Genomic DNA, 25,700 nt, shown 5'->3' on the forward strand with positions numbered 1-25,700 from the left:
ACAAATGCATGAAAGAAACTTTGAGAGAACTTTCCAAATTAGGAACAAAAGGATTTATCACTGGCATTGCTTTTGCCTTTGGTATCTATACATTCGATATATTTGCCATTACCATTACCGGAACAATCAATACGTTTTTTTCCGGCCAAGTCATTAAAGCCAATGATTTGAATACCAACTTTTCTTCATTGAGGACTGCCATTGAGTCTATACCAGACTTCACAAAGAATGGAGTCAATGCCGTCTTTGCAGGTGGCGGATTGATGCTGAACACGTCAACACTTGCGAACTCTTCTACTCTATCTGTCAATGGAAGAATCTCTTCTCGAAATTTAGGACTGTATTGTGGAGTGACAAGTAGTACGACTGGGAATGCAGGCGGCTTTACGGGGCTTAGGTCAGCTTGTGCAACGGCTTGCGGCAATACGAATGCGCATGTATGCACTGCTCATGAGATGTCTTTAACACGCCAACAAGGGATTAGCGTAGCTGAGCCTAGTTGGTTTTCAGCTTATGGCTATTGGTTGGGTACGGTTTCATTGAATGTTTATGATTGCAATGGTTGGACGAGTGCATCGGCCGCACAAGGGGGGACTGCAAATGAGTCTGGAGGGGTTACGTGGAAGACTTGTGATACCAGCAATCCAGTAGCTTGTTGTCTATAATCAAATTATTTACAGGCTTTATTTACTTGGGAACTCACAAAACTGTCGGATGATTTCATGCATCATATCACGTGTTTTCATTAAGATGGTATAGCGCCAAAATTCGGAATCAGGATAAAAATACCGAAAGAATTTTTCTTCGATTGCATACCTGTTCTTTTGGAACCAAGAGCCATAATGACGGATTCGGTTTTCTGCAACGATGAGAAAACTCGTCCAAACGGCTTGTAAAAATTTGGTATTTCCTGTTGTGCCAATCTCCACAGTTAATGGTATGATTTCTTTGTCATTAGGTAGAATTTTGGACAATAGATCTGTAAAATCTCCTGCAGTTTTATAGAAAGCACCACCTGATCCCGGTTTGAGTAGAGATTGACCATTTGTAACTTGAGAAATGAATTGATCTTCTTTGCTTCCTAAATCAGCATTCTGGATGAGCACAACATCATTCGCCTCTCCATGGCCTGTATGGAGATCCAAATGGAGGATAGATTTGTATCCTTTGCATTGGTCTTTAAAATTTCTCTTAAGGCGTTTAACAACCGTCTCTGGCCTCTTCCCTCCAAAGTAGAGTCCTTCCTTATACTCATATTGTCCTCTCACAAAGGCATTCGAAAAATTTGTAATCCCAATACGAAGCATGATGCCCAAAAATCGAAGAAAGAAAATAGCAAACTCAAGTGGTAAAAAAGTAAAAGGAAATTTCGGAGTAAAAAATGAGGCAAATCTACGGTAGCCTAAGTTTCTTTCTTTTTTTGGAATTTTTTCCTTCTTAAAAAAGAAATTACGATTCAAATCAATATTGTTTTCATTGACTCTCTTTCGGTTTTTAAAACCAAAAGTGTTGATGCCATGCAAAAAGAAGTAATCACAACCTTTCGCAAAATTTCCAGATAAGATTTCCTGTAAAAAAAGACGCTGGACTGCGCTGCCAGTAAATCCTTCCACTCCATGAATCCCAGAGGTAATCAGTATTAACCTATTGCTTCGCTTTTTCTTTGGCTGAAAGAAGAAGGAATCAATGGGATCCTCTACCTTTGAAAACGTAATTTTCTCAATCCTGGATTCAGGAAATTTCTTTTTTACTTTCTTTGTTAGAATTAGAAAATCCTTTCGGCACTCCTCGTATGTTTCAAAAAACAGTGCTTTGGTGTAGGCAGATTGGTTTTTATTTGTATGTAATGTATTTGTCATAAATGGAGAGAAAAAAATGAATCAATACGTTCAAATTCTATACTTTTGTACCATAGACTTCATCAACAGAATTTTTTTCTTTCTGTTTGATTTGTTTTTCTTTTTGCAATGGCTCTGCCATTGAAATGTAATGCATTCGTTTTGTTCCAAACCTTTGTTCTCGTTGCAATTTTAGAGCAGTATTGGACATACGAAGCATGCAGAAACTCAAATACATTTGGAAAACCATTCATTTTTTAAAAGACCTACAAATACAAAACTCTACCCTTCCATCCGTAGAAGAAATACAGATCGAAACTTCCAAACAAAAATTGAATGCGGATGTCTATATCCCAAAGGGAAGGAGCCTAGGTACCATTGTCACGATCAATGGACTAGCCCCACTTGGCAATCGCGACCCACGATTCATCATTGTGAATAAGAGTCTACAAAACTTTGGTTTTACGGTCGTTAGCCCCTATTATGAAGATATTTGCAATTTTTACATTTCAAAAGAAAATATATCTCTCATCCGCGAATCTATTGAATGGATATCTTCCAGGGAAGAACTTACCAGTTCCGGAAAGGTCTCCTTATTTGCTCCATCCTTTTCAGGCTCTTTGAGTCTCATCGTCAGCTCCGACAAACGAATGAAACCAATCACAAATGCAATCTGTAGTATAGGTGCCTATGGAAATGTAAAAACGGTGATCCAAAATCTTTTTTCAAACCAAGACTTAGATGAATATGGAAGGATGATCCTTCTACTTAATTTTTTACCTCTTTCGATAGGTGAAAATCAAGAATTATACCAAGCAATACGATTTGCACTCTTGGATAACTATTTCAAAGAGCATGACAAACGTTTGGCCCCCTTTCTTAAAAATATGTCTGAAGAAAATATAACTCTATTCAATCAACTTCGATCACAGGCAGAGACAAGATTATATCACTGGGAAAGGATTTTGGGGAATGGTGGAGAGAGTAAACATCTACTATCGGATTTGTCTGTTTTGGAGCATTTAAAAGAGGTAAGCTCTCCCGTTCTCCTCGTACACGGATATAAGGATGATGTAGTGCCTGCCAGTGAAGCTGACCTAATGGCTGAAGAACTCAAAAAACACCACTCGCTTTGGAATGTATGCAAAACCAATCTCATCTCACATGGTGATACTGGTTTTTCCCTACTCTCACTCATTGAATTGCCAAAATTGATTCGTTCATTTGCATTTTTTTTCAAATATGCGACAAACTAAGCACCTATATTTTGTTAACTGAAGAGGGATAGGCAAGATTGGCTTTGCCGACAACGAGTGAAATGTCATCTCGATACCCTTTTGTAGACCGATGCTCTTCAAGTCTTGCCTCAATTGTTTGGCAAATATCCTCGGGAGATAGTCCGCTAATTTCCTGGAGATCTCTTTCCAATAAGACTTCTCCATAAAGTGTTCCATCTTTCGAAATTTCTTCAAATACTCCATCTGAAAAAAGGAAGAAGGTGAAACTATCCTGTAAGGGAAGAGATACTGACTCAAACTCGCTTTCCTTTGAAAGTCCAATGATCCTTCCATAGGATTGCAGATGATGCCATTGATTTCCATTTCGTAAATACTGAGTAGGATGACCAGCCGAGCTATATACGAGTGTTTTACTGGATAAATCTATCTCCAACAATGCGATCGTACAAAAATATCCTAATTTCTGATAATTCTCGATGAATACTTTGTTGAATTGATTTAATACATCATGCAAGGGAATCGATTGGTACATAAATTTTAACAATTCGGATCGGATTAAAAGTGTCATGAGTGCCGCTTCGATTCCATGACCTGTTGCATCGACTAAAAAAATGCGAAGTTTCTTTTCTTGCAAAGGAACAATACCAAATGTATCCCCTCCTACTTCAGTCAACGGCCGAATCCAAGTAGAAAATTGAATCTCATCAAATTGGAAGTTTTGGGATGGCAACAAATTTCTCTGGATGTTTCCCGCAAAACGTAGGTCTTTTTTTAATTTGTACAGATAGTTTTCAGCCTTCTCTTTGGCAAAGGTGGCTTTTTGATTCTCTTCCAGACTTTTTTGGACAAAGCGGAAGACGATTGTAAAATTGGCAAACAAACCGATCGCTAACCAAAAAACAGTAACAATTGTAGTCTCCTCGGAAATTATATTCTTTGCTATATTTGCAATATAGAATTTGCGAATAAACTCAGTTTCGGCAAAGATACCCATACATAAAGAGGAGATCACAGATACAAATATTGTAAATATCCCAATTCTTTTGTTTTCACTTACAGAAGCAATCGTGGTAAATACAAAATATGATCCTAATAAAGGAGATCGCAAATTTCCGGAAGCTACGATGAGTCCACTAACTACCATTAGATCAATAAATAAAGGGAAGAACATTCGGATAGACAAATTGGAGAGATTTTTGTCCAACAACTTCATTTCGGAAAACATCACCCAAAAAAGACTAAAGATGATATGGAAAAGTAATAATAAACTTAGATGAAAGGAAAGTTCATGAAAAATCTTTAGATAGGATATAGAAACAAAGGAAATCAATATTCTTGCTACATTAAAAATTCGGATTCTATGAACCAAATAAGGCTGCATACCGTATCAATCGAATTGCTTCTTTTTTTTTCACCTATATTCAAATTTTCTTATTTTAAGATTTGATCACAAAATAGTTTCAATTCTTAACTTGGACTCCACCTGATTTAAACCAAATGTTCTATCTTAATCTTGCATTGCACAAAATAAATCTAATTAACGAACAAAATGTCCATCAATTCTAGAAATAGAATCAGATTCATTCTAGAATTTCCTTGACATAGGCGCAAAAGCATATAGCTTTTTCTCGTTTAGGAAACCTAAAGAGGAGCATTTATGACTTTTTCTCAGAGATCTCGTTTTGGGATCGTTGTACTTTCTCTATGCACAATGGTCAATTGCGATGCAATTACAGGTAAAGAGGACGATGACAACCAAACTTTGGTACTGGCATTGGCAGCGATCGCAAGCGCAAATTCAAGTTGCAGTGCAAGCACAAGCACCACCACCTCCACCGTGACTCCCTCTACTGCCACACTCAACGATGCTACAGGCTGTGTGAATGGTGTGGTGACATGTTTGGATAGCAATCTCCCTGCCTGGATCAAAAACAATTTTACTTGTGTGGTTGGATATGTCTCTGGCTCCAACTACGTAATCAAAACCAAAAACCTTCCCAATACCAAAAGTTACTATTACGCAAGTAGAACAGGTGTTACAAGCGCACCCTTATACGAAGCTCTTCCCTCTGGCAATTCGAGTGCTGGTACAAACGTAATCATTGCACAAAACCTTACCTTTACCATCCCGGCAACACCAACAACAGGATCCGGTACAGTCTCAACCCAAGGTGGCCTGGTCGCTATTGGTGTGACGCGCAATGGGCTAGCGATTTATAACAATGCTGCAGCTCCCGGTGATGTTCTCGCCTCAGAAGCGACTACTTTTGATAACTTCCAAGGACACCCACAAAATACAGGAGTTTACCACCACCATGCCGCTGTACCAAAAGTGTGTGATGGAGCAGCGAATACGAGCAATTCAGGTGCATGTAACAATGCTAAGTTGATAGGCATAGCCTTGGATGGTTACCCGATTTACGGTCAAAAAAATGATGCCGGAGTGGCTCCGACCTTAGATTCCTTTCATGGAACAACAGGTACAACCGCAGAGTTTCCGAATGGAACCTACCATTACCGTTATGCTTATGATTCAACTGCTACTATCTATACTCTCATGGGTTCTTTCTTCCGAGGCAATATAGGATCAGTGACCAATAACTAGTTTCTATGTTTCGATACCATTTATATCGTCTATCCCTAGCTAAGGGATGGGCGATTTTCAGTTTGTTTCTCACTCTCCAATGCCAAGCAAAAATCTATGAAGCAACTGACCCAGATCTCCAAATGATTTCTGGTGTGATGGTCCATAAAAACCAATTGCTCTCCGGTATCATTCGCCAATACATCCCAGCGGTGAGTGAGACCCATCTGACTACATTTGACAATGGAATTCAGCATGGAGATTTTACCGTTATCCATGACTCAGGTGTTTTATTGCAAAAAACTCCTTTCAAAAATGGTAAACAAAACGGATATTCTTATACTTGGTTTTTGAATGGAAAGAACAGAAGTTTTTCAGAGTTCAAAAATGGATTTTATGTCAATGACCGTATGGAATGGCATGATAACGGACAACTTGCACTCTATGAAAAGTATACGCCCGAAGGAAAGATTCTAGGAGCTAAAAAGTTCTACCGAGAGGGGAAGATATATATGAATCTTGTATTCCAAGAAGATGGAAGCTCTTACGGACTCCCTGGAAGTAAAGTTTGTAAACCGATCAAAAACAGTGAAGTAAACAATGAAACAAATTAACTTGCTATTTTTGATTTCACTTTGTTCTCTAATTTTAGGGTGTAAGGATAAGAAACCAAATATCGACCCAAACCTAACATTTGTATCCAAACAGATTCCTGGTATCCTACCCTATTTCAAAGGGGCTTTGCTCGATCCCTATTGGAGCGAAGATAGAGATCTTCCCTCAGATCTCAAACGTATCCTGAATCTTTCCTTGGTATCAGAACAAAACAAAACATTTGATTTGGATGAATATCCAAATCATTACAAAATTATAGTTTTCTTTTATGCAAAGTGTACGGGCGTTTGCCCAATGATCACGAGCAATTTGATTCGTTTTTTACCCAAACTCAAAAACCAGAAGAAGCTCATAGTTCTTTCGGTAAGCATCAATCCTGAAGAAGATACAGTAGAAGAATTAAAAAAATACAGATCTCGCTATAAAATTGAACAATCCAATTGGATTTTTCTCACGGGAGATAGGGAGCAGATCCATTCCTTAGCACGCGATCAGTTTTCGGCGGATGTGAAATTTATCAAAGGAAAGTATGACTGGAAAGACTTTGTCCACACGGAAAATGTATTTTTGCTCGATACCCAAAACTACCTCCGGGGGGTCTACAGAGCCAAAGGCACTGGGGATTTAGAGAGACTGGTCGCCGAATATGAGCTATTGGCAGGTAAATAGAGTTTTTTTAGCTTGAAGGCGATCCAAAATTGCAGTACCAAAGAGGTATGAGATCTTTTGCCTTTTTGGTTCTTTTTTTTAGCCTTTCTACACAACTTTTTTCTGAAGAAGTAGCCGTCCTCACCTTTATCCAAGGAAAAGTTTCCTTCATTGCCTCGGGCAAAACTAAAGCCGAATCAGTGAAACTCAACCAGATCTTAAAAGCGGGGGATAGCATCCAGACGGAAAATGGTATATGCGAATTGCAGTTGGCCACACAGGCCACGATCCGCATCGAAAAGTTCAGCCGCATCTTTCTTGAGGACATTCTCAATCCAAAGACAAAACAAACAAAAGTGCGAGCTATGGCTGGAAAATTGTTTGTCAAAGTCCACAAACATGAAAAAACCAAAAATCACCAGCTATCCGTGGTTAGCCCTAGCTATGTAGCAGGTGTTCGTGGGACAGAATTTATAGTCTCAAATCCTGATGAAGGTGGGACCAATCCAGATTTGGATTTGGAAAGCGGAGTATTTGTAAACGAGGGTTCTGTAGCAGTCAGTGGACCAGACAAAAAAGAAGTGATGGTCAAACAAAATGAAGAAATCGTCCTAAAAGGAAAAGATTTCAAGAAACAGATATTAAGTAACTATGCTAAAGAAAAGATGCAGATTTTTCAAAAGCTGAGCCAAATGAAAGAAGAAAATTACCAATTATTTAAAGAACAACATCTAAACAACCAGAAGCTAATGGAAGAAATGAAGGGAAAAACAAATGAATAGCCGATTGTTGATCCTTGTAGCTATCCTTACAATAGGATTGTTTGCTGAACCAAAAGAAACTAAACTCCCTATTTATAAATATGCCCTTCTTGTCTCTCAAGGAACGACGGATGCACTTGAGATCAGCAATCACCTTCGCGGGCAAATCATACAAAGCAAACGAGGAGATTTTATCTACGTATCCGATCCTATGTTTTCAGGTGATGAGAAGCTAAACGTAAATGCAATCATAGAAGAGAAAGCCGAAATCAAAGTAGCAGAAAAGCTGATCTTACTGAAAGACCAAGGTTCGATGACAAGCATTCAATTGTATGATATAGAATCTGGTAACTTGGAATACAAAAACTCACTTCCAAGTTCCATGCATAAAACTTTGTTCCAAGATTTTTATGCGCACATTGACAAAAAGAATATCTACTTAGCTCTTTCGGAAAAAAAATCATCTCCCTCTGCTCCGATTAAAATTACAGCTCTCAAATCAAAATATGTAGCAGGAGAGCCCCTTCGTTTTGAACTTGAGGTTGAAGAAGACCACTATGTGTATGTCTTATTAGTACCCGAATCCAAGCAAGAGGATCCCGTTTTGATCTTTCCCAATTCGACACAGACGGCTAACTTTTTGAAAAAAGGAGAAAAGGTAACAATTCCAGAAAATTTGGGTTCACTTCGTACGGCACCGCCTTTTGGAAAAGACAAAATCAAAGCGTTTGCTTCCAAAGAGGCTTGGGATGAGTTTCAATTCAAAAACAAAAAAGGGGATAGTTTCTTTAAATTGCTTCCTCCTGCTCTAACAAGTTCGAAATCAATCATCGTTTCAGAAGTCACAACTCAGATGCTGAAAGATGTAGAAGTGGCAGAGTGGGAAATTACAATCGCACCCAACTAATCACCAAAGACTTCCGTACTCGTGAGGTAATCTGGCACGCCTACTCCACTGATTCCTCCAACCAGGAGGAGTCTGCCATCCACTAGATTCAGCAAACGATGCCCACGCCTTCCTTGTTTGGTGGCAGGCAAAACATAGGAGTCGATGCCACTACGATTCCATTGTTTTTCCGTTGAAGACAAAACAGAACCAGTTGCGGATGCAATCCCCCCCACTGAAATAAAATTCCTATCAGGAAGGCGAGCTGATGCATGTTCCATCCTTGCTTGGAAGAGGTAAGTGGACACCGATACAGTCATATTGGATTGGTTTAACTTTTGCACGATATCGGTGACAAGTGAGCCAGAACGACCTCCGATCAAAAAAGGATCTCCATTCAAATCAAATTGGCTTGTGAACAACTCTTGTGGGAACACAAGAGAAGGTCCTGTAGTAAAGGACTCAGTTGTGGGATTGAAAATTTCCGTGGTAGTCGTACTTCCGCCCACAATCCAATACATGCCATTTGCCAATCGAATACATTGGTGGTTCATCCTGGCGTTCGGTAGATTGGAAATGGTTTGTATGCTTCCTCCACCAATGGAATCTAAAGTAAGGATCTCAGCTGTACTTACCGCCGAACCCAAGTTTGTTGTCCTTCCGCCAGTGATTAAAATTTTGTTGCTAGAAATCGCACAACTCGCGTGCCCAATGCGCGCCGTAGATAAATTGGGGCCAGCATTCCAAGTTCCCGTGTCTGGTCTGTAAATCGCTGTCGTATTGGTAATGGAGCTTGATAAGTTCGTTGTAAATCCTCCTGAGAGTACGATGCGATCCTCATTTGTTTGCGCAAAACTAGAAAACCGCCTAGTTTGATTGAGAGGACTTACTTCTGTGATCGTACCTAAATTTACATTCCATCTCTCAACAATAGAAAGAGTGGATGTAGAACTGGTATTTTTAATGACTCCCAAACCCCCAATCAGCAAACTATCTCCATTACTTAAGTTTGCGATCGCAAAGTCTCTCTTTCCATTTTGTACGTTAGGTCCATCCTTCCAACCAAATATACGATAGTTTAATTCTCCTTTGATTTCATTCCCGGATCGGTCTTTGATTCCAAGGTAGGACAATCGCAATGTACCTCCAGATCTAGGAAAATCTCCTTGCCAAAAAATTCGAATAGATTGTTCGCTTAACTTTGCAATATTTCGAATCGTGACTGAACCTGAATTGGTTTCTACTTTGTAGTTACTGAGCTCATCAATCCCACTCACAAGCTCATCAAATCGTAAATCAAATTGATTTGTGAAAAAGATGGAAGGATCATAGCTACCCGAGGGATAACTAGCCGTCAAATTCGGACTGAGTGTATCCACATTTACCTTCCAAATAGTTTCTGGAAGCAAAAGGGAGTCTCTATTGTAAATCTCTTTTAAAGTAAGTATCCATTCTCCCGCCAACATGTTCCGATTGGCTCGGACCTTGATTTGGTGGTCAGAGACTCGTATAAACTCAAAATCTTGTTTACGAAGTGTATCTATGGAAGATAAAGAGGTATACTTGAGTTGATTGTCAAGCTTAGGTTCCATGATACGGAAACCAGGCGGGCAAACGATGGAGACTTCTTGCAATTCTTTTACGAATGCCTGGTTGGGAGGGCTCGAACTACATGCTGTTTGGCTGCTATAGGTAGAAAATACACCTAACTCAGCGAGTATTGCATTGCCATTTTGGTCTTGTTTTGGACTCAAAGTACAGGACTGGACTAGAAAACTAAGGATAACAAAAAGTAGAGAAATTCTCTCATTCATAAGAGTATTCCTCGATCTCTTTTACAGGATTTGCCGCAAGGCCTCCAATGACAATTACCTTACCCGATGGCAATCGAATGGTCTGGCTGTCAATCCTAGGAACGAGCATCCGTGAACCTAGTGTAAATCTATTATTGGGAATATCATAATAATCAATGCGCGGAACATAGGTGCCATCAGCTTCCCCGCCGAACAAAATGATTTTTTCTTCAGCAAATGCAATAGGTGAGAATTTGGTTCGAATCGTCGAAAAGGAAGCTGCTAGAGAAAATGCACTTTCATTCTTTAACAGACGTTCTGTGGTAGGCACAGCGCCAAAAGCGAGGATGCGGTCGGAAAACTCCTCCACAAAGAAAGTAGAACGATTGAGACGAAGTTCGTAGCGAGGAACCACAGTAAAATTTCCACTTTGTTCATCAAAAACTTCTGTCTCACGAATGTACTCATCACTTAATATCTTTCGCAATCCACCAAAGGCATAGACATTTCCATCGGCTAACTTCTTGAAGACAAAATCTCTCCTAGGATATTGTAAATTTCCAGTGGAGGACATCGTGTTTGTATTTGGATCATACACTTCAGCTAAATTCGTACTCAAAAATGGTGAGGCATTTTCAATTAATATCCCACCAGCAATCAAGACTTTACCCGAAGCAAGGAGAATGGCTGCGTGGTCCATACGACCTGTGATTAAATTTGGACCATTTGAAAATGTATTTGTAGCTGGATCAAAAATTTCTGTTGTATTGATGGTATCTCCTGCACTCTGACTTGTATTCCGATCACCGCCTGCGATAAAAACTCGGCCATCATTTAACAAGGTTGCTGTGAAACGTCTCCTCCCCGTTGTTAAATTTCCAACGCTAACGCTGGACTTCGTATTAGGATTGTATAGTTCGCAAAGGTTGCTCACACCAGAGCCTGTAACACCTCCGATCGTTAGGATTTGACCAGAGGGAAGAAGAACACTCACAGCCTGGGATCTGGCGGTCTGCATCTCACCAGCAAACTTGAAACCATAGACTTGGAATTGTAGGTTTGGTACTTGCAAAGCATTCCCAGCAGTATCCAATATATTTTGAAAGGAAAGAACCAAGATACCACCAGTAGACGAGGGCAGACCTGTAAAAAAAAGACGGTACAAATTGCCCGAAATAGGGAATACACTTGATAAACGAAGTGTTCCGAGCGATTGACCATTTAAAGAATAGGAGGAAAGAAGATTTGCATTCTGTACGGTCTCATTGAAAGAAACATCCAAATACCCTTGGTTAAAAAAAGATGAATCTAAAATAGTTCCGAATACACTTTGTACGGTTGGTGCCTCTGGATCAAAGTTAACCTCCAATCGTGAGGGATTAAATGATTTGCCAAGCAAACGGGAAACTGATTCTAACTGAACCACATAAGTTCCGCGAGCTAAATCTTTCGGAAGTTGGATTTTAAATTCTGACGCACTTACTTCTTCTATCTTTGCCGTAACGAGATCTCCATTGGACTGGTTTCTAATTTCTAGGAGTGGAATTGTTTGTTTGGTCCATACAGCTTCCGAGCTTCTAACAGCAATCTCACGGGCAGAGATCGCTGAACCTAAGGAAGGATTGCTGGTCAGGAGTATATTGGGAAACAGAAGTCTAGAACCAATCTCTGAAAGGAAAATTTGATCCTGGCCACTTCGCCCACCCTCTAGCAATCCTTGGCATTGGAACAGGAAAAGAGACAATAAAATAGTTACAGACTTCTTACTGCGCAATTTGCAACCTCTGTGCCGGTTGGTTACCAGTTAAGATCAAAATATCACGATTACCGAGGGTATGCACCGTGGTGCAAGAACTACGGTAAGGAAGTGTACCAACAGTATATACCTTAGAATTACTCAGATTTAAAGATTCAATACTGGAGGCAAAGCCTGAATCTGTATTCCCTCCGATGGCAAGGATTTGGTTTTGGTTCCAAAACGAAAAACCAGCAAAGTATCTTTGTTCCGTGAAGTTAGCTAAATAAGTATTGGAACCATCGGCATTGATCCTTTCGATGGCGGTGATTTTATCTAGATTCCCACCACCTAAGACATAAAACTGATCTGCACCGTCTCTCAGTAGGCTATGGAAACGTCTGGTATTTGCCAAAAGGACAGGGTGTTCCGTGCTCGCAGTAACTGAAGAAGAATCATAGTATTCAAAGGAATTGGAATGAAAACTCTGGCTTCTGATACCTAAGGTCACAAGTATCCTTCCCTTAGAATCTGTCCCTACTTCCAATCCATCCCGACCAATTGCAATTTTCTTTACATTCACAAAATCATTAGTAGACGGATCAAAACGGTCGACTCGATCCAAATACGCAAGGGAGTTGGCGGCAGAGGGATGGCCTCTTCCCCCTAGGATATATAAAAATCCATCTCCTGCCCAAGCTGATTTATGGCCTGCGCGGACTTGTGCAGGTAGCATCCTTCGCACAGGTGCCACAGTACCAGAAGGATCAATCAATTCAAAATCAGATAGATAATTAGCTAAATTGCTACCAGGACCGAGAAGACCTGCCACTACAATGATCCGACCATCTGACAGTCGATTGGCGGTAAAATCGGATCTCTTTTGGTTCAAAACTTGAGGAAATACAGTGAATTGATTGGTAGCTGGATCAAAAATTTCTATCGAGGACAAAGTGTCTTGGGGACTAGAATCGGGTATGATGCCCCCAATGATCATTACCTTTCCATCACTCAGAGTTACCAATCTAGGGTAACAGCGAGCTACATTAAGAGAGGGCAATATATTTACCTTGGGTTGGAAATAATTGAATGCTTTGTTTTGTAATTCCCTACCAGCAAAATCTTTTATATTGCTAATCGAAAATTGCAATCGATCGAAGGATCTTTGGGGTTTGCCCGACAATACAAGTCGGTAGCTTTTACTACTTAAGGAAAGTACATTAATGATGGTAACATCTGAGGAAACCGGTGCCGAGAATGAATAATTGCTTTTAAGACTAGCCCCTTCTACCGGCTCTGAAAAGGTCAGATCCAAAAACCCATCGTCTAAAAAAACAGGAAAGTCTCCTTCTTTAAAATTTAAAGTGACCGTTGGTGCACCTTGGTCTATCACATAACTAAAGATAAATTCTCTTTCTTCTTGGCCAAACCTTCCCAAAAAAGTAGTCCGTTTGAGTTTGATGCGCAAAAGTCCTTCTTCCGCCTTTCCTGCCAATGCCAATCGATATTCTTTTGTACTTACTTGCTCAAAAGACTCAAGACTTAGGCTACCTTTCGCCTCCCCATCTATTTCCCAATCGGATTTGCCCAAGGGTCGCAAAGGTTCCATTGGCAAAAATATACGTAGAGATGGTAATTCATTTAGAATTGAACTGATTTGAGGTTGAGAGCTTGCCTCCATTGAGGCTCCTAAACCCAAAAGTTCTGTTAATACAACTGTTTGGTTGGGATTAGAGGAACAGCTCAAAGATAGAGCAAAGCAAAAGAGGGTTAAATGTTTAAAACCTAATTTCATAGGAGGCTTCGTACCTGTGATTTCCAAGGGCCATGGGATAGATTTCAGATCTAGCCTCTCGAGTCATGTAAAACGAAAACCTTTGTTTTGGTTCTTCTGCAACTTTGGGGAACAGAGCTAAATCGGCAATGTTCCAGAAATAAAACAAGCCAAACAAAAGACTGGAGGTTTCGAAATTGGATCTTGCTTCGTTTAATGCTCTTTCTCTTGGTTCTAATAGGATAGAATTGATTACAAAAGATTCACCAAACCTTGTGCTAGGCGGGAGACCAACAAAGGAATCATAATTTTTCTTTGCGTCTTGGTATTTTAAATAGGAATCCAAAGTGGCAAGCAACAAAACACCTGCGATTCCCATATAAACCTTTCCCTTAACCTCTGAGCCTTGGTAGTATTGACCCCAACCAGGAAACAATAGTGAACGAACGTAGATGGACTCCCGTGCATATTGGTTCACTGGCACATCTGCCAAACTAACTTCGGGATTAGTAGAGTAAGTTAAGATCAGATCTCCAGATTTTTCTCCAATGTACTTTGTATACGGTTTCTGCTGCTTGTTTTTTCTCTGAGACCAATCTTTTACAGCAGCTGTGATATAGTTTTCTAGTTCACTAAAACTAACTTGTGTATCTCGGTTGGCATCGGCCCTCCCCTCCAAACCGTAGATCAGATATTTTGTGAATACACCATAAGAAGTTTCATCATCTTCATAACTGAAAAAGCCTGCCTTTGTGCTATACAAAATGGCAAAAATCTCCGAACGAGAAAGGCCGCTCTCTAACAGAGAATTGGCGGATGCATTCTTTGAAGTGTACATGGAATCTCGGCAAGCATCTAGAACTAAAAGTGAATTCTTAATTCCTTTCTTGGATATCTTTTCTGCAATCAAATCTACAGAGAGCGAAGAATTAAATGGTTTGGATAAAACAGTATCTTGTGTAAGTAGAAAACCTTTTTCTTCATAATCTGAAACGCCATGGCCTGAGAAGAAAAAAAGAAAGACGTCATCCGGGCCTGCTTCCACAAGTAAGCTATCTAGTTTTTCTTCGATGTTCAATTTGGTAGGAAAAAGTGAATCAGGGTCTTGTTTTGGATCAATCTCATCGGTCATGACCACGACAGAATCAAACTCACCATTCTGGATTAAGATTTTGGCTAGGCCTTTCGCATCATTTCTCGCCTTTCGGAGATCAGAAAGGCCTACATCTTTGTACTCATTGATGCCAACCAAAAGGGCAATCCGTTTGCCTGATTTTTGGTCTGTTAGAACTCCCTTTTTCCTTGGTTCTGCGCTAGACGCAAATGACCAGGCACAAAGGAAAAAAAGAGCAGCAATGGAAACAGGTTTGTTCAAGGGAATTACCAAACTTCTAGCTTGATTCTCTACTTGTCGTTTTTTTTTCCACCAAATCTTGCAAAAGGATTCGGAGACATATATAATAAAGCAATGCGCATGAAACTCATTGTTACACTCGTTCTAGTCCTACTGCTCTCTACAAATATTCTTTGCAAAAAGAAAGAAGAGAACTCCAATGATTTGCTGATATTAGGTGTTCTCCTATTGAGATCCAATACTGCCGCCTGCAATCCAAGGTCTGGTTTTACAATTTGTATCCCCCAAGGGATAGCGGAGTAAACGATGCGTTACTTACTTATCCTTATCTTCATCCTTGGCTCCTCCCTTCGGTTCAGTGACAAAGCTTTCCAAAAAAATTGGGAAAGAGGTCTACCGATTGACATTGGCTCTTTCTTGCGTTTAGATTTTGGCACTAACCCGATCTATGCCGATGCAAATGCATGGGGCTTTGTGCGGCAGTCCGCGACTTGGGCAAGAGGCAACTCAAACCTAATTGATCTCCTGATCGCTGGCTTAAAAAATGCAGGTTATTTCAATTCCACTGCACCACTCAGCCAAACGCTCACCAATATCCAATTGGATGGACTCGGAAGCACCACGATTCGACTAAAGATCAACCAACAAGCAAGTCCCATCTCAGGGATCACTTCCTCCGCCTATGCAGGGACAAAGGCTTTCAATCATTTTTTAGAACTAACAAAAACAGGAAACGCAAGTCCCAGCCTCCAATTGTTCTTTGATGATCCAAACACACTCTTGGGAAATGATGGAGCTCTCATCTATTACAAACTAGGTGACTTTAATTCACCTAACTTTGCAAATGTGGGATCAGTCATTACTGAAAGTTATACTGCAAACGAATCAAGCTATGGTACAAAATTCCAATCCTACACCTGGAAGAACGGTCCAGAAAATGCAACTTGGCCGAGTGATATCGGGAGAGTCGTTTTGACCGAAGTGGATTCTGGAAAACAGCTTTGCTTTCGATCGGTTGTTCGGATGAAATTTAGTAAACTTGTGGCGATCAACCCAAGCCAAACGACAAATCTTAACAACCTCAAAACAGTCTGTGGTGGCAGTGACCAAATCTACTACGGGCTTGCGTACATGCAAAAGTTTGCGAGCCCTTTCTATACGACGGCAAAGGCAAGCATCTCCGCCTTGGCATCAAATTCAACATTTCCCGAAACCATTTGTAACCTATCTTCTAGTATTTCGGGAGCTAAACTTTCCTATGGAATTTTTGATGTGAATGGATTTGTTAGAGATGGTCTACGAGCAGACGAGGTTCCAAGCACTTACCCGAGTCCGACAGTAGGTGGAGCGGATTTTATGTCAGTGGATGAGGCGTTTTCGAGAACAGGAATCGATGCCTCTTCGAGTTTAGGCGCAGGAAAACCGGCTGCAAGGGTTTACGAATACACAAGTAAAAACTTCTTGGATAGTTTAGCAGGCAGTGAAGGCGATAAAATCAACTTTAAGACAGTAAATTAAAGATTTGTTCTGGTGAGTGCGTTGGAAAGAACCACACCCGACAAGCTCATCAGCTCCAGTCTCACGTATGTCTTTACATTTTCAAGAGCTAGCTTCGACTTGTTCGTATCGGAATCAATTTTAAGATACTCACCGTTTTCTCCGATCCATCTAACTTCAATATAGCGCTCTTCAGATGTTAGAGTAATCTCACTACCTTCGATTTTAATTTGGGGAACGAGCGGGTCAGTAGCGTCTGCGAAGTGTTTCTTTACGCAGAAGAAAGCGCCAGCTTCCAGGTCTGTATGGATGTTAGTTTCATTGGTATGTGTTTTTGGAAAGACAAGGTGGCGTTTGAATCCTTCTCCTTTCCTCCCTCTTTGCAGTAAGACGGTTTGCAGAAGGCTTTTCCACCACGGCTGGTCTAAGGTCTTTGTTACTGACTCAGGAAGGTAGTGCATATCATCTGAAGACATGCAGTGCACATTTCTTCCTTGGCTCAATAGATGGTCTAGTACTTTGGTATCATCCCCAAATGGAGAAAATACTTCTATCGCATTGTAATGGTAAATTTTGGACAGGTCCTCTCTCGTATATGCATCGTGAAGCTTCGGATGGGATACAACCACATAACTTCCTGCTTCTCTCATCTTCCGAAATGTCCAACTCACATTCTCCCGACTCGCATAGATAGGAAAATAATCAGGAATGCTTTCTCGTCCTCCAAAAGCCAATGCATGTCGCTTGCGTACATTCAATCCCCATTCATAACCTGAGACGGACCCAAGTTTTGGATTTTTTGTACTAAAAAATTCTGAATAGTCAGTAAAACCTAATGCTGTATACCCTTGGCTCGAATAAGCGAATTCTATGTCTTGGCGACTGTGACGTTCTGGCGTGTACCATACCTCAGAAGAGTGCAAATGCAATGCAACTTTCTCTTGGCCCAAAGACCAATCATCCTGTCCATAAGGGTTATGTAAGTGAGCTCCCGAAAATGGCTTTAGAGCGGGCAATGGCTCCCGTAAAAAGGCAATCGCGAAGCCTTGGAATATAGCCACCTGCATCGCAAACATCGGCACAACAAAAGATAAAAGTACCCAACGGCGTTTTTTATAAATGCTTTGGAACACTTTTTCCTTTTGAATCTTTGCCTCTTGCAGAAACATAGATTTAGTATCTAAAAATTGTGTTACAATTTGATTGCAGGATCGTTACAATATTGAAACCATAGGATGCAAATTCATTCTAGGCAAAAGACTGCTTACATTCATATCTAGTGATTCATGAGCCGAATCACCTTCGCTTGGAAAGCCACAGTCCTATCATTTCTATTATTTCTCTGTTTTTCAAATGGCCCTCTGTATGACCAAGATGAGGCTGCTTATGCAGGTTTTTCGAAAACTATGTTGGGATCAGGGAATTATATCCTTCAAGAGTTTCCGTTTTCCTTACCACACAGAAAACCTCCTCTGCATCTATGGATCACATCCCTTAGCTTCCAAACTTTTGGAGTGTCTGAGTTAAGCTTAAGGATATTTCCTGCTTTGTGGATTAGCCTCTGTCTTCTCTTAACCTACTTATCCGCAAAACAACTCTTCACCGAAAAAATAGCACAACTTAGTTGGCTGATCTTATTTACCTCCCTCTATTTTCCCATCAATGGAAAGATTGCTCTGGTTGATCCACTTCTTGTTTTCTGTGAGACTTTGGGATTTTATTGTCTACTAGTACTAGTAAAGGATAAATCAAAAAATAAACTTCTGTATACATTTCTATTCTGGGTATCCATACTCATGGGCGTATTGACCAAAGGTCCGCCCATCTTACTCTATTTAGGTGGTATTTGTTTTTTCTTTCTTTGGCAAAAGGAAACGAGAAGTTTAGTATGGTCTCTACAACCTTGGTTTGGACTTCCTTTGGCACTCTTACCTTTTTCGATTTGGGTTTATTTTGTTTGGCAAGAAACAAATGGCGAGATGATCCAATGGATGTTTGAGTGGTATGTACGGAGAAGAGCGACTGATCCCGTTTTCGGACAAAGTGGTCCGCCGGGAACTTACTTTCTTTTATTTTGGATCACACTTTTCCCGTGGTCGGTCTTTTTCCCACTATGGTTGAAACAGCTTTATAGAAAACGCTCCGAGTTTAAGGCAATCTTCTTGTCCAAGGAAAGTTTTCTTTTATTTTCTGCACTCTTCTTTGGTTGGTTTTTGTATGAATGGATGCAAAGTAAACTCCCCTCTTATCCCTTGGCAGCATATCCCATTCTTGCCATTTTACTTGCCAAATTCTTACATGAATCAGTCCCAAATGTTTGGATTCAGCGCGTTTTCTATTTTGCCTTGGCACAAACTCTATTGCTGCACCTTCTCGTAGCTCCTATCTTAAATGAGAAACGCAAAGACACGCAAGTTTTGGCAAAATCTTGGAAGCAAAGTTTAACAAAGACAGAGGCTATCTATTCATTTAAGAACTATGCTCTGCCTAGCCTTGCTTTCTATTTGGATACACAAATTCAAGTGGTAGCAGACTTTTTGGAATTTCAATCTCTTCCCAAAGGATCTATCGTTCTCATTGACTTGGACAATTATATGCTCCTTTCGCAATGGGGGAAAGGATATAAAGTATTGTCAGAGGCAAAATCAGTTTGGGCTTATGACCGAAACAAAACTATCCAACTTTTGCTCATACAGATAGACTAAGGGAAAGATTGAAAAGCTTTTCCTATTGCCGATATGATTTCTGTCAGCAGAGTGACATTGAGACTGCTTAAAGTGTCTAAGCATTAGGAGTATCTATGTTTCCAGAGTTCAAAGAAGATGACCTGAAAGAAAAGGAAATTGCAATCTACGAAAAAATCAAAAGCAATAAAAAACGTATCCAAGAGCTTCTAGACAACAAAATCTATACCTTTGCCTCTTTTCTTGGCCCTTACCAAACGATTCAGACCGAACTGTCTGACCTTAGTACAGAAATTTCACATGTCAACTCAGTGAAGAACAGTGAAGAATCGCAAACGATTTACGCAAACATCCTTCCGAAATTAACAGAGTATTATACCGACCTTGCACAAAATGAAGATATCTTCCAAGCACTTTTAAAAATTGAATCAGAGGATACCACTCTCAATCTAGAGCAAAGCAAAGTATTAAAAAATGAAATTCGTGATTTCCGATTAGCTGGGGTCGGCTTAGAAGCAACGAAAAAATCCCGCTTAAAAGAAATTAACATCCGCTTGTCGGACCTTTCCAATCAGTTTTCCCAAAATGTCCTAAATGCGACAAATGCTTTTGAAATGATTTTGGATGAAACTGAAGTAGACGGTATGCCAGAATCCGAAAAACGATCCGCTCGTACCGAAGATGGTCGGTATAAATTCACTCTCCATTACCCAAGTTATATCTCTTACATGACCTATGGACCGAGTCGTGAAAGAAGAGCTGAGTTATATAAGGCTTCCGTGACAAAAGCTCCAGAAAATGGCAAGATCTTGGAAGAAATTCTCAAACTACGAAAGGAGGAAGCAGAACTCTTGGGCTTTGCCTCATTTGCACAGCTTAGCCTAGCAAGTAAAGTTGCGGAAAGCCCAGACCAGGTTCTGGAATTTTTGACAAAGTTAAATGTTAAAGCAAAACCCGTTGCCTTGAAAGAATACCAAAGATTAAAAGACTTCGCTTCCGAACAGGGAGTCTCCGAGCTTCAAGCCTATGACCTTACCTACTTCTCTGAGATGTTGAAGAAAAAACTCTACCACTATGAAGAAGACAAATACAGACCTTATTTAGAAAAAGAAAGTGTAGTCCAAGGTACATTTCAATTCTTATCCTCTCTTCTTGGGATACAATTTAAACAGGCAGATACAAGGGTTTGGCACCCTTCTGTCCTTTGTTATGATATCATCATAGATAAACAAACTCGCGCTAGGCTATATTTAGACCTAGAAGCCAGAAAGGAAAAAAAAGGGGGGGCATGGATGCACAATTGGAAACCCCATTTCATCACAGAAAACAATGAAAAAATTTTACCTATTGCCTTTGTGGTAGGTAATTTCCCCGTTGCCCGAGAAGATGTCCCTTCCCTACTAAAACCTTCCGATGTGGTCACTTTATTTCATGAATTGGGACACGCCTTACACCACCTACTTTCACAAGTCGGTGAGGCATTTGTAAGTGGTGTGAATGGTGTGGAATGGGATGCGGTTGAATTTCCCAGTCAATTTTTGGAAAATTTTGCCTATGAACCTAAGGTATTAGATTTGTTCGCCAAACATTACCAAACGGGAGAAAAAATCCCAAGAGAGTTTATAGAGACAATGGTAGAAGCAAAAAATTTCCAATCTGCCATGGCAGTTGTCCGTCAATTGGAATTTGCAATCTTTGACATGAGAATTCATCTGGATGCTCCGGACGAAGAAGGCGTACAAAAAGTGTTAGATGAAGTCCGAAAGGAAACTGCCGTCTTTACAACTCCTTCCTATAACAAATTCCAAAATTCATTTTCGCATATTTTCGCAGGTGGATATGCTGCCGGTTACTATTCCTACAAATGGGCTGAATTGCTCTCTGCGAATGCATTTTATAAATTCGTAGATGAGGGAATCTTTTCGGAATCCCTAGCTGAAAAATTCAGAAAATGCATCTTGGAAAAAGGTGGTTCTGAATCGGCCATGAAACTATTCAGAGATTTTTATGGGAAGGATCCGGATATCGAAGCCTTACTTCGCTTAAATGGAATCGCTGCTTAAAGAAAGGATCACATCTTTATAGCTCTCCAAACTATCATTTGATTTAAGGAGAGCTCTTGTTTTCCTATCTTTATCCAAAACATAAACATAGGTAGAGTGGTCTATGGTTTGCCCATCAGGGTTTGCTTCTACATAGGCGGCATATTTTTTTACCAAAAGATTGGTAGTGCTTTCATTGAAAGAAAGTCCCGTAGCATCTTTAAAATAAAATTCGATATACTTTTGTGTGACATTCGAATCATCTCGTTTAGGATCAATCGAGATAAATACCACTCTGAATTTGATGGTATCAGGTAATTGATTGCGTACTGATTTTATTTTTGTCAAAAGATTGGGACAAAAATCAGGACATTGTGTATAACCAAAAAATACAAGTAGTACGGGCTCAGAGTAATTTTTCAAACTGATCACCTTACCCGATTTATCCGCATACGAAAAATCGCCTCCAATTGGCAATGGTGCCAAATTGATGTTAGGCTTGCAGGTAAAGAACAATAGAAAGAAGATTAAGTTAATGTATTGTCGAAAAGATTTCATTCAACGATCGCCTCATAGGATTCTGATTCACCCGTTTCAAAAACGAATGAGAGTGGGAGTCTATCTCCTTTCTGTATGTTCCGCTTCCTACCCAAAAGCATCAAGTGGGTTCCGGAAGGTGAAAATGTGAACACACTGCCTGGTGGAATCGAGAGGGGAAGATTCACCTTTTTCATCCGCATCACCGCCCTCTCATCGATCTGACTCTCATGCCACTCTACCAATTGGAAATCCTGGATATGGATCCCAACCAATTTGGCTTCCGCTTTCACTTTGGGTGCCCAAGTCCCATAGGCGACAGAGAGGGTCACACCCTCTGGGACAGACCGAACTTGGAATGCATTGGTCTGGTTTTCAGGGTTCAGCTGTATCTTTGTGCAGGAAAAAGACAAAATGACTTGAAAAAGCAAAAAAATTGCCATTCTTTTAGAGATTAACGTTTTGAAACGAAGAGGATTCATGAAACTATTGGGGAAATGGCTAGCCGCCTTGCTCATCATCTTAACTTCCTTCCTACTTTCCACTTATGAATGGAGGATTCCAGAATACGTCTATGACCAATCTCAATCCTTCGCCAATTTTGACGAGTATTACCAAAAAGAGTTAGAAATTAGTGCCAAGGAAGGGACGCGTAAAGACAACGAAGAACGCCTCATCCGTTACTCCCCAGAAAAAACTCCCATAGCAATCCTTTACATCCATGGTTTTGGGGCAAGTCGCATGGAAGGCGAAGAGGTTATCAACCAAGTAGCGGAACGATTCCAAGCAAACCTATATTATGTGAGGCTTCCAGGCCATGGAACAAATGTAGAAGACCACAAAAACACGGAATTCACACGTTACCTTCAAGATGCCGAAACGGCACTTCTTCAGTCCTCAGAACTTGGAGAAAAACTAGTACTTGTGGGAACAAGTATGGGTGGACTCATTGCTACTTACCTGGCGGGCAAACACCCGGACAAAGTGGACGCACTTGTCCTTGCATCCCCTTTTTATGATTTTACAACTGCCGATTCAAATGTACTTCGTTTTTCTTGGGGGGTGCCTCTGATCCATACTTTGATGGGAGAGATCCGAAAGTCAGCAGAGCAGGATCCTAACAATGAGTCTTACCTCTACTGGTACAGAGACCAATACTATGCTTCCGTGAAACATTTGATGAACCTAAAACGATTTGTAGAAAAGGAAGATTCACTCTCCAAAATCCAAGACCCCACTTTACTTTTTTATTTTTATGAAAATGAGGCAATCCAAGATAGATCTGCTTCTGTAAAAGCAATGTTAAGTGCTTTTGAAACGATCAAAAAAAATGAGAAAGCATCGGAAGTCAGCCATGCTTTTCAGGTGGTGAAAGGTGATCACATTCTTTTCTCTAAACATGTTAAAGTGGAACAGTCTGAAATTTTAAGTGAGCTAGTGAGTTTTATTTCAAAAGCAACGGGCGCAGAACCTGTAGATCTAAAGAAGGTCAAAAGAAAGTAAGATCGATTCATAGAGTTCTTCAATGGATATTGGTTTTGTCCGCACCAATATCCTTTCCTCTTCTAAACTCTCATCTGCAAGACCCTCCGCATTGCCAGTATACAATACGGCAACGAGATTGGGATTGATCTGCTTTAACTTACGCAATAGGACCAATCCGTTCATTTCCTTCATTCTGTAGTCAGAAAGTACAAAATCAGGTAAACTTTCACGGCTTGCTTGCAAGGCAGCAAAGGCTGAAGTAAATAGTTTTGGTTTTATATTTTTTAACGAAAACACCATCGCCAGCGAATCTAAAGAAGGTTCATCATCTTCAACAATCCAGAATTCTTTTTTGGATAAAAACTCCCAATTGTCCTCCGATTTTGAAATGTTTCCATTGGAAGTGCCTAGATGTTCGGGATGGATGGAAGCCACAAGAGGGAGAAGGATTTCAATTTCTAATTCCTCGTTACTCTTTTTCTTGAAGTGGAGTTCTCCAAACCAATTTCTCACATAACGATTGATCAATGATAGTCCTGACCATTGCGTTTCATCTTCTTCAAAAAATGATTTTGAAAAATCAATATCTGTTCCTATTGTATTTGCATCCACTCCAAAAAGAGAGATTTGGATGAGGACAACATTTGGTTGCAACTCCTCCGCTTCTAAGCCGCGTAAGGAAGTTTTGATTTGTGCAACCCCTTCTCCATCTTTTTTCCAAACACAGAGTGAGCCGGATACAATCTCTCCTAAAATCTTTGTAATCCGTACAGGATCCACTTTTACCCAGAGAACATTTTCTTCTGCCAGTTGGAATTGGAGGTCTACATTCTTGGGAGCATCAGCAACGAGGATAGGAATGCTTGACTGAATGATGGCGGAAAGATCAACAATGGTAATGACCTCAGATTCATTGATCTTTGAAAAGCGAATGATTTTATGGATCATCGACCTTGCACTTGATGCAGCTAAATGGATTTTATTTAAGTAGGAAAGTAGTCTCGATTCTTCTTCTGCAATTTCTTCTTTGATGAGAAGTGTCTCTTTACCTAATTGTGAAAAAACATGGATTGGTTGTAGGTAGTTGTTTAAATCATGTGCTAAGTTTGCAGCTAAATTTCCAATGGTTTCCATTTTCTGTGAGTGCAATTGGTAGGATTCCATTTGTTTTTTTTCGGTGAGGTCATCCAAAATCACATAGTAAAAATCAGGTTTTCCTTGGACGTTTCGGAACGTATTAATCCTTCGATAGATGTTGATCTTTCTTCCATCTTTTCTTGTTAAGGTTGCTTCACCTATTTCTAACTCGTTCTGGTGAACATTAAAATATTCTAATTCTTCTTCTTTTAAAACTTCTCCTTTAACTCGTTTTAAATTCAATTCGGTTAAATCTAGTATGGAGTAGCCTGTAATCTCAGCGAACTTTTTGTTGATCCTAAAATACCCACCTTCCCAGTCTTGCAGTGCCATTCCAATTGAGGAATTTTCAAACAATCCCAAAAAGAGTCTCATCTGCTCCTGGACGTTTTCCTCTGTCACTTTTTCGATGGTTGTTTCATGGACAAAGCCTATGATCAAAGGTCTTTCTGAAATCTGACTGAGACGCACAGGTTTAATGAGAAAATGAAACCATTGCAAATGGCTAGAGCTCGGAAATTCAAATCGAATCTGCACAGTCTTCGGTTCCATAAATCCGACTGGTAGTTGCAAAAGTTCGGTCTTCCAAAGATGGGCATCTTCAGGATGTACTACCCCGTTCAAGGAAGAGAGTGAAGATGGGGACTCTTTTTGCTTGGCCAGAAATGTCTTCTGGAAAGAGGGATTTGCATAGAGGATTCGTAAAGATTCGATCTCTGCTAAAAAAATGCCCCCGTCCCAAACTTCGGGTAAGAGAGTAAAGAAATCCATCATTCCGCTTGCTTCCATTGCCTTTTTCCGATTTTATGTATCTGAGAGGAAATTATGATCCAGATTCCAATTTCATTCATTCCACCGCTTGCATTTTTCAATTTGGGACCATGGGAAATTGCACTTATTGTTTTTTTGGCACTCCTTTTCTTTGGGGGCAAACGCCTACCTAGCTTAGCCAAAGACCTTGGCTCCGGCATCAAAGAGTTTCGAAAATCACTTATGGGAGAGCCTGAATCGGACAACCGTTCGCTCCCTCGAAATGAAGAAGTGACAGAAAAAGAAATCCCAAAAACAAAAAAGAAAAAAGCATAGGGATAC

24 protein-coding genes are annotated in these 25,700 nt (G+C 40.2%); 13 read left to right on the forward strand and 11 right to left on the reverse strand.

Translation table 11 applies throughout. The annotated features are described in order from the left end of the window. The first annotated feature begins 8 nt into the window (after positions 1 to 8). Positions 9 to 665 (forward strand): hypothetical protein, encoded by a 657-nt coding sequence (locus DI060_RS10080; protein WP_135355036.1) that lies wholly within the window; start codon positions 9 to 11, stop codon positions 663 to 665. An 18-nt stretch (positions 666 to 683) separates the two neighbouring features. Here the strand turns inward: DI060_RS10080 and DI060_RS10085 are convergent, their stop codons facing one another. Next, positions 684 to 1,859: a M14 family metallopeptidase gene (locus DI060_RS10085; RefSeq protein WP_108976390.1), complete on the reverse strand. Its 1,176-nt coding sequence runs from the start codon at positions 1,857 to 1,859 to the stop codon at positions 684 to 686. Between the two features lie 37 nt (positions 1,860 to 1,896). Continuing rightward, positions 1,897 to 2,049 (reverse strand): hypothetical protein, encoded by a 153-nt coding sequence (locus tag DI060_RS18965; RefSeq protein ID WP_167836977.1) that lies wholly within the window; start codon positions 2,047 to 2,049, stop codon positions 1,897 to 1,899. Positions 2,050 to 2,056: 7 nt separating this feature from the next. Here DI060_RS18965 and DI060_RS10090 point away from each other — a divergent pair, with 7 nt between their 5' ends. Further along, complete coding sequence (locus tag DI060_RS10090) at positions 2,057 to 3,094, forward strand: alpha/beta hydrolase family protein (protein ID WP_108976391.1); 1,038 nt, start codon at positions 2,057 to 2,059, stop codon at positions 3,092 to 3,094. 4 nt (positions 3,095 to 3,098) lie between these two features. Here the strand turns inward: DI060_RS10090 and DI060_RS10095 are convergent, their stop codons facing one another. Then, positions 3,099 to 4,457: a PP2C family protein-serine/threonine phosphatase gene (locus DI060_RS10095; protein ID WP_108976392.1), complete on the reverse strand. Its 1,359-nt coding sequence runs from the start codon at positions 4,455 to 4,457 to the stop codon at positions 3,099 to 3,101. Positions 4,458 to 4,787: 330 nt separating this feature from the next. Between DI060_RS10095 and DI060_RS10100 the strand changes: the two genes are divergently transcribed. The 5 genes from DI060_RS10100 to DI060_RS10120 all read left to right on the forward strand — a co-directional run bounded on the left by DI060_RS10100 (position 4,788) and on the right by DI060_RS10120 (position 8,591). Next, a complete protein-coding gene (locus DI060_RS10100) occupies positions 4,788 to 5,681 on the forward strand; it encodes a YHYH protein (RefSeq protein ID WP_108976555.1) in 894 nt (297 codons plus the stop codon). Between the two features lie 62 nt (positions 5,682 to 5,743). Next, a complete protein-coding gene (locus DI060_RS10105; RefSeq protein ID WP_135355037.1) occupies positions 5,744 to 6,274 on the forward strand; it encodes a toxin-antitoxin system YwqK family antitoxin in 531 nt (176 codons plus the stop codon). Further along, the gene (locus tag DI060_RS10110; protein ID WP_108976394.1) at positions 6,261 to 6,944 is read left to right on the forward strand and encodes an SCO family protein; all 684 of its coding nucleotides are present in this window, start codon (positions 6,261 to 6,263) and stop codon (positions 6,942 to 6,944) included. The genes DI060_RS10105 and DI060_RS10110 overlap by 14 nt, the downstream gene beginning before the upstream one ends. Positions 6,945 to 6,991: 47 nt before the next feature. After that, positions 6,992 to 7,705 (forward strand): FecR family protein, encoded by a 714-nt coding sequence (locus DI060_RS10115; RefSeq protein WP_108976395.1) that lies wholly within the window; start codon positions 6,992 to 6,994, stop codon positions 7,703 to 7,705. Further along, positions 7,698 to 8,591 carry a DUF4384 domain-containing protein gene (locus DI060_RS10120; protein WP_108976396.1) on the forward strand — a complete coding sequence of 298 codons (894 nt, stop codon included), beginning with the start codon at positions 7,698 to 7,700 and terminating at the stop codon, positions 8,589 to 8,591. Before DI060_RS10115 ends, DI060_RS10120 begins: the two co-directional genes overlap by 8 nt. On the opposite strand, the gene DI060_RS10125 is transcribed toward DI060_RS10120, so the two are convergent. From DI060_RS10125 to DI060_RS10140, 4 genes are read right to left on the reverse strand one after another with little or no spacing between them, the layout of a single operon-like run. Beyond that, the gene (locus tag DI060_RS10125) at positions 8,588 to 10,384 is read right to left on the reverse strand and encodes a Kelch repeat-containing protein (protein ID WP_108976397.1); all 1,797 of its coding nucleotides are present in this window, start codon (positions 10,382 to 10,384) and stop codon (positions 8,588 to 8,590) included. The two genes, DI060_RS10120 and DI060_RS10125, sit on opposite strands and share 4 nt — an antisense overlap. After that, a complete protein-coding gene (locus DI060_RS10130) occupies positions 10,377 to 12,107 on the reverse strand; it encodes a Kelch repeat-containing protein (RefSeq protein ID WP_108976398.1) in 1,731 nt (576 codons plus the stop codon). Before DI060_RS10130 ends, DI060_RS10125 begins: the two co-directional genes overlap by 8 nt. Positions 12,108 to 12,126: 19 nt before the next feature. After that, entirely contained in the window at positions 12,127 to 13,893 is a 1,767-nt protein-coding gene (locus DI060_RS10135; RefSeq protein ID WP_108976399.1) for a Kelch repeat-containing protein, read from the reverse strand. Further along, entirely contained in the window at positions 13,877 to 15,259 is a 1,383-nt protein-coding gene (locus DI060_RS10140; RefSeq protein WP_209452027.1) for a caspase family protein, read from the reverse strand. The genes DI060_RS10135 and DI060_RS10140 overlap by 17 nt, the downstream gene beginning before the upstream one ends. Positions 15,260 to 15,346: 87 nt before the next feature. Here DI060_RS10140 and DI060_RS10145 point away from each other — a divergent pair, with 87 nt between their 5' ends. After that, on the forward strand, positions 15,347 to 15,529 hold the full coding sequence (locus DI060_RS10145; protein WP_244594350.1) for a hypothetical protein: 183 nt from the start codon (positions 15,347 to 15,349) through the stop codon (positions 15,527 to 15,529). A gap of 3 nt (positions 15,530 to 15,532) precedes the next feature. Further along, the gene (locus DI060_RS10150) at positions 15,533 to 16,744 is read left to right on the forward strand and encodes an LIC_12337 family protein (RefSeq protein WP_108976401.1); all 1,212 of its coding nucleotides are present in this window, start codon (positions 15,533 to 15,535) and stop codon (positions 16,742 to 16,744) included. Here DI060_RS10150 and DI060_RS10155 read toward each other — a convergent pair. Then, positions 16,741 to 17,892, reverse strand: coding sequence for a phosphoesterase (locus tag DI060_RS10155; protein ID WP_108976402.1), 1,152 nt, complete (start codon positions 17,890 to 17,892; stop codon positions 16,741 to 16,743). The two genes, DI060_RS10150 and DI060_RS10155, sit on opposite strands and share 4 nt — an antisense overlap. A gap of 117 nt (positions 17,893 to 18,009) precedes the next feature. On the opposite strand from DI060_RS10155, the gene DI060_RS10160 reads away from it, so the two are divergent. Next, the gene (locus DI060_RS10160) at positions 18,010 to 19,428 is read left to right on the forward strand and encodes an ArnT family glycosyltransferase (protein ID WP_108976403.1); all 1,419 of its coding nucleotides are present in this window, start codon (positions 18,010 to 18,012) and stop codon (positions 19,426 to 19,428) included. 95 nt (positions 19,429 to 19,523) lie between these two features. Beyond that, positions 19,524 to 21,470 carry a M3 family metallopeptidase gene (locus tag DI060_RS10165; protein WP_108976404.1) on the forward strand — a complete coding sequence of 649 codons (1,947 nt, stop codon included), beginning with the start codon at positions 19,524 to 19,526 and terminating at the stop codon, positions 21,468 to 21,470. Here the strand turns inward: DI060_RS10165 and DI060_RS10170 are convergent. Together DI060_RS10170 and DI060_RS10175 are read right to left on the reverse strand one after the other, a co-directional pair. Next, a complete protein-coding gene (locus tag DI060_RS10170; RefSeq protein ID WP_108976405.1) occupies positions 21,450 to 22,007 on the reverse strand; it encodes an SCO family protein in 558 nt (185 codons plus the stop codon). The genes DI060_RS10165 and DI060_RS10170 overlap by 21 nt on opposite strands. Continuing rightward, positions 22,004 to 22,429, reverse strand: coding sequence for a copper chaperone PCu(A)C (locus DI060_RS10175; RefSeq protein WP_167836980.1), 426 nt, complete (start codon positions 22,427 to 22,429; stop codon positions 22,004 to 22,006). Before DI060_RS10175 ends, DI060_RS10170 begins: the two co-directional genes overlap by 4 nt. A 37-nt stretch (positions 22,430 to 22,466) precedes the next feature. Here DI060_RS10175 and DI060_RS10180 point away from each other — a divergent pair, with 37 nt between their 5' ends. Beyond that, complete coding sequence (locus DI060_RS10180; RefSeq protein WP_108976407.1) at positions 22,467 to 23,489, forward strand: alpha/beta hydrolase; 1,023 nt, start codon at positions 22,467 to 22,469, stop codon at positions 23,487 to 23,489. Here DI060_RS10180 and DI060_RS10185 read toward each other — a convergent pair. Then, positions 23,466 to 25,397: a PAS domain S-box protein gene (locus DI060_RS10185; protein WP_108976408.1), complete on the reverse strand. Its 1,932-nt coding sequence runs from the start codon at positions 25,395 to 25,397 to the stop codon at positions 23,466 to 23,468. The two genes, DI060_RS10180 and DI060_RS10185, sit on opposite strands and share 24 nt — an antisense overlap. A 36-nt stretch (positions 25,398 to 25,433) precedes the next feature. Here DI060_RS10185 and DI060_RS10190 point away from each other — a divergent pair, with 36 nt between their 5' ends. Continuing rightward, positions 25,434 to 25,694, forward strand: a complete 261-nt coding sequence (locus DI060_RS10190; protein WP_108976409.1) for a Sec-independent protein translocase subunit TatA/TatB — start codon at positions 25,434 to 25,436, stop codon at positions 25,692 to 25,694. Positions 25,695 to 25,700 lie beyond the last annotated feature (6 nt).

This window comes from Leptospira ryugenii (assembly GCF_003114855.1).
Lineage (GTDB): Bacteria > Spirochaetota > Leptospiria > Leptospirales > Leptospiraceae > Leptospira_A > Leptospira_A ryugenii.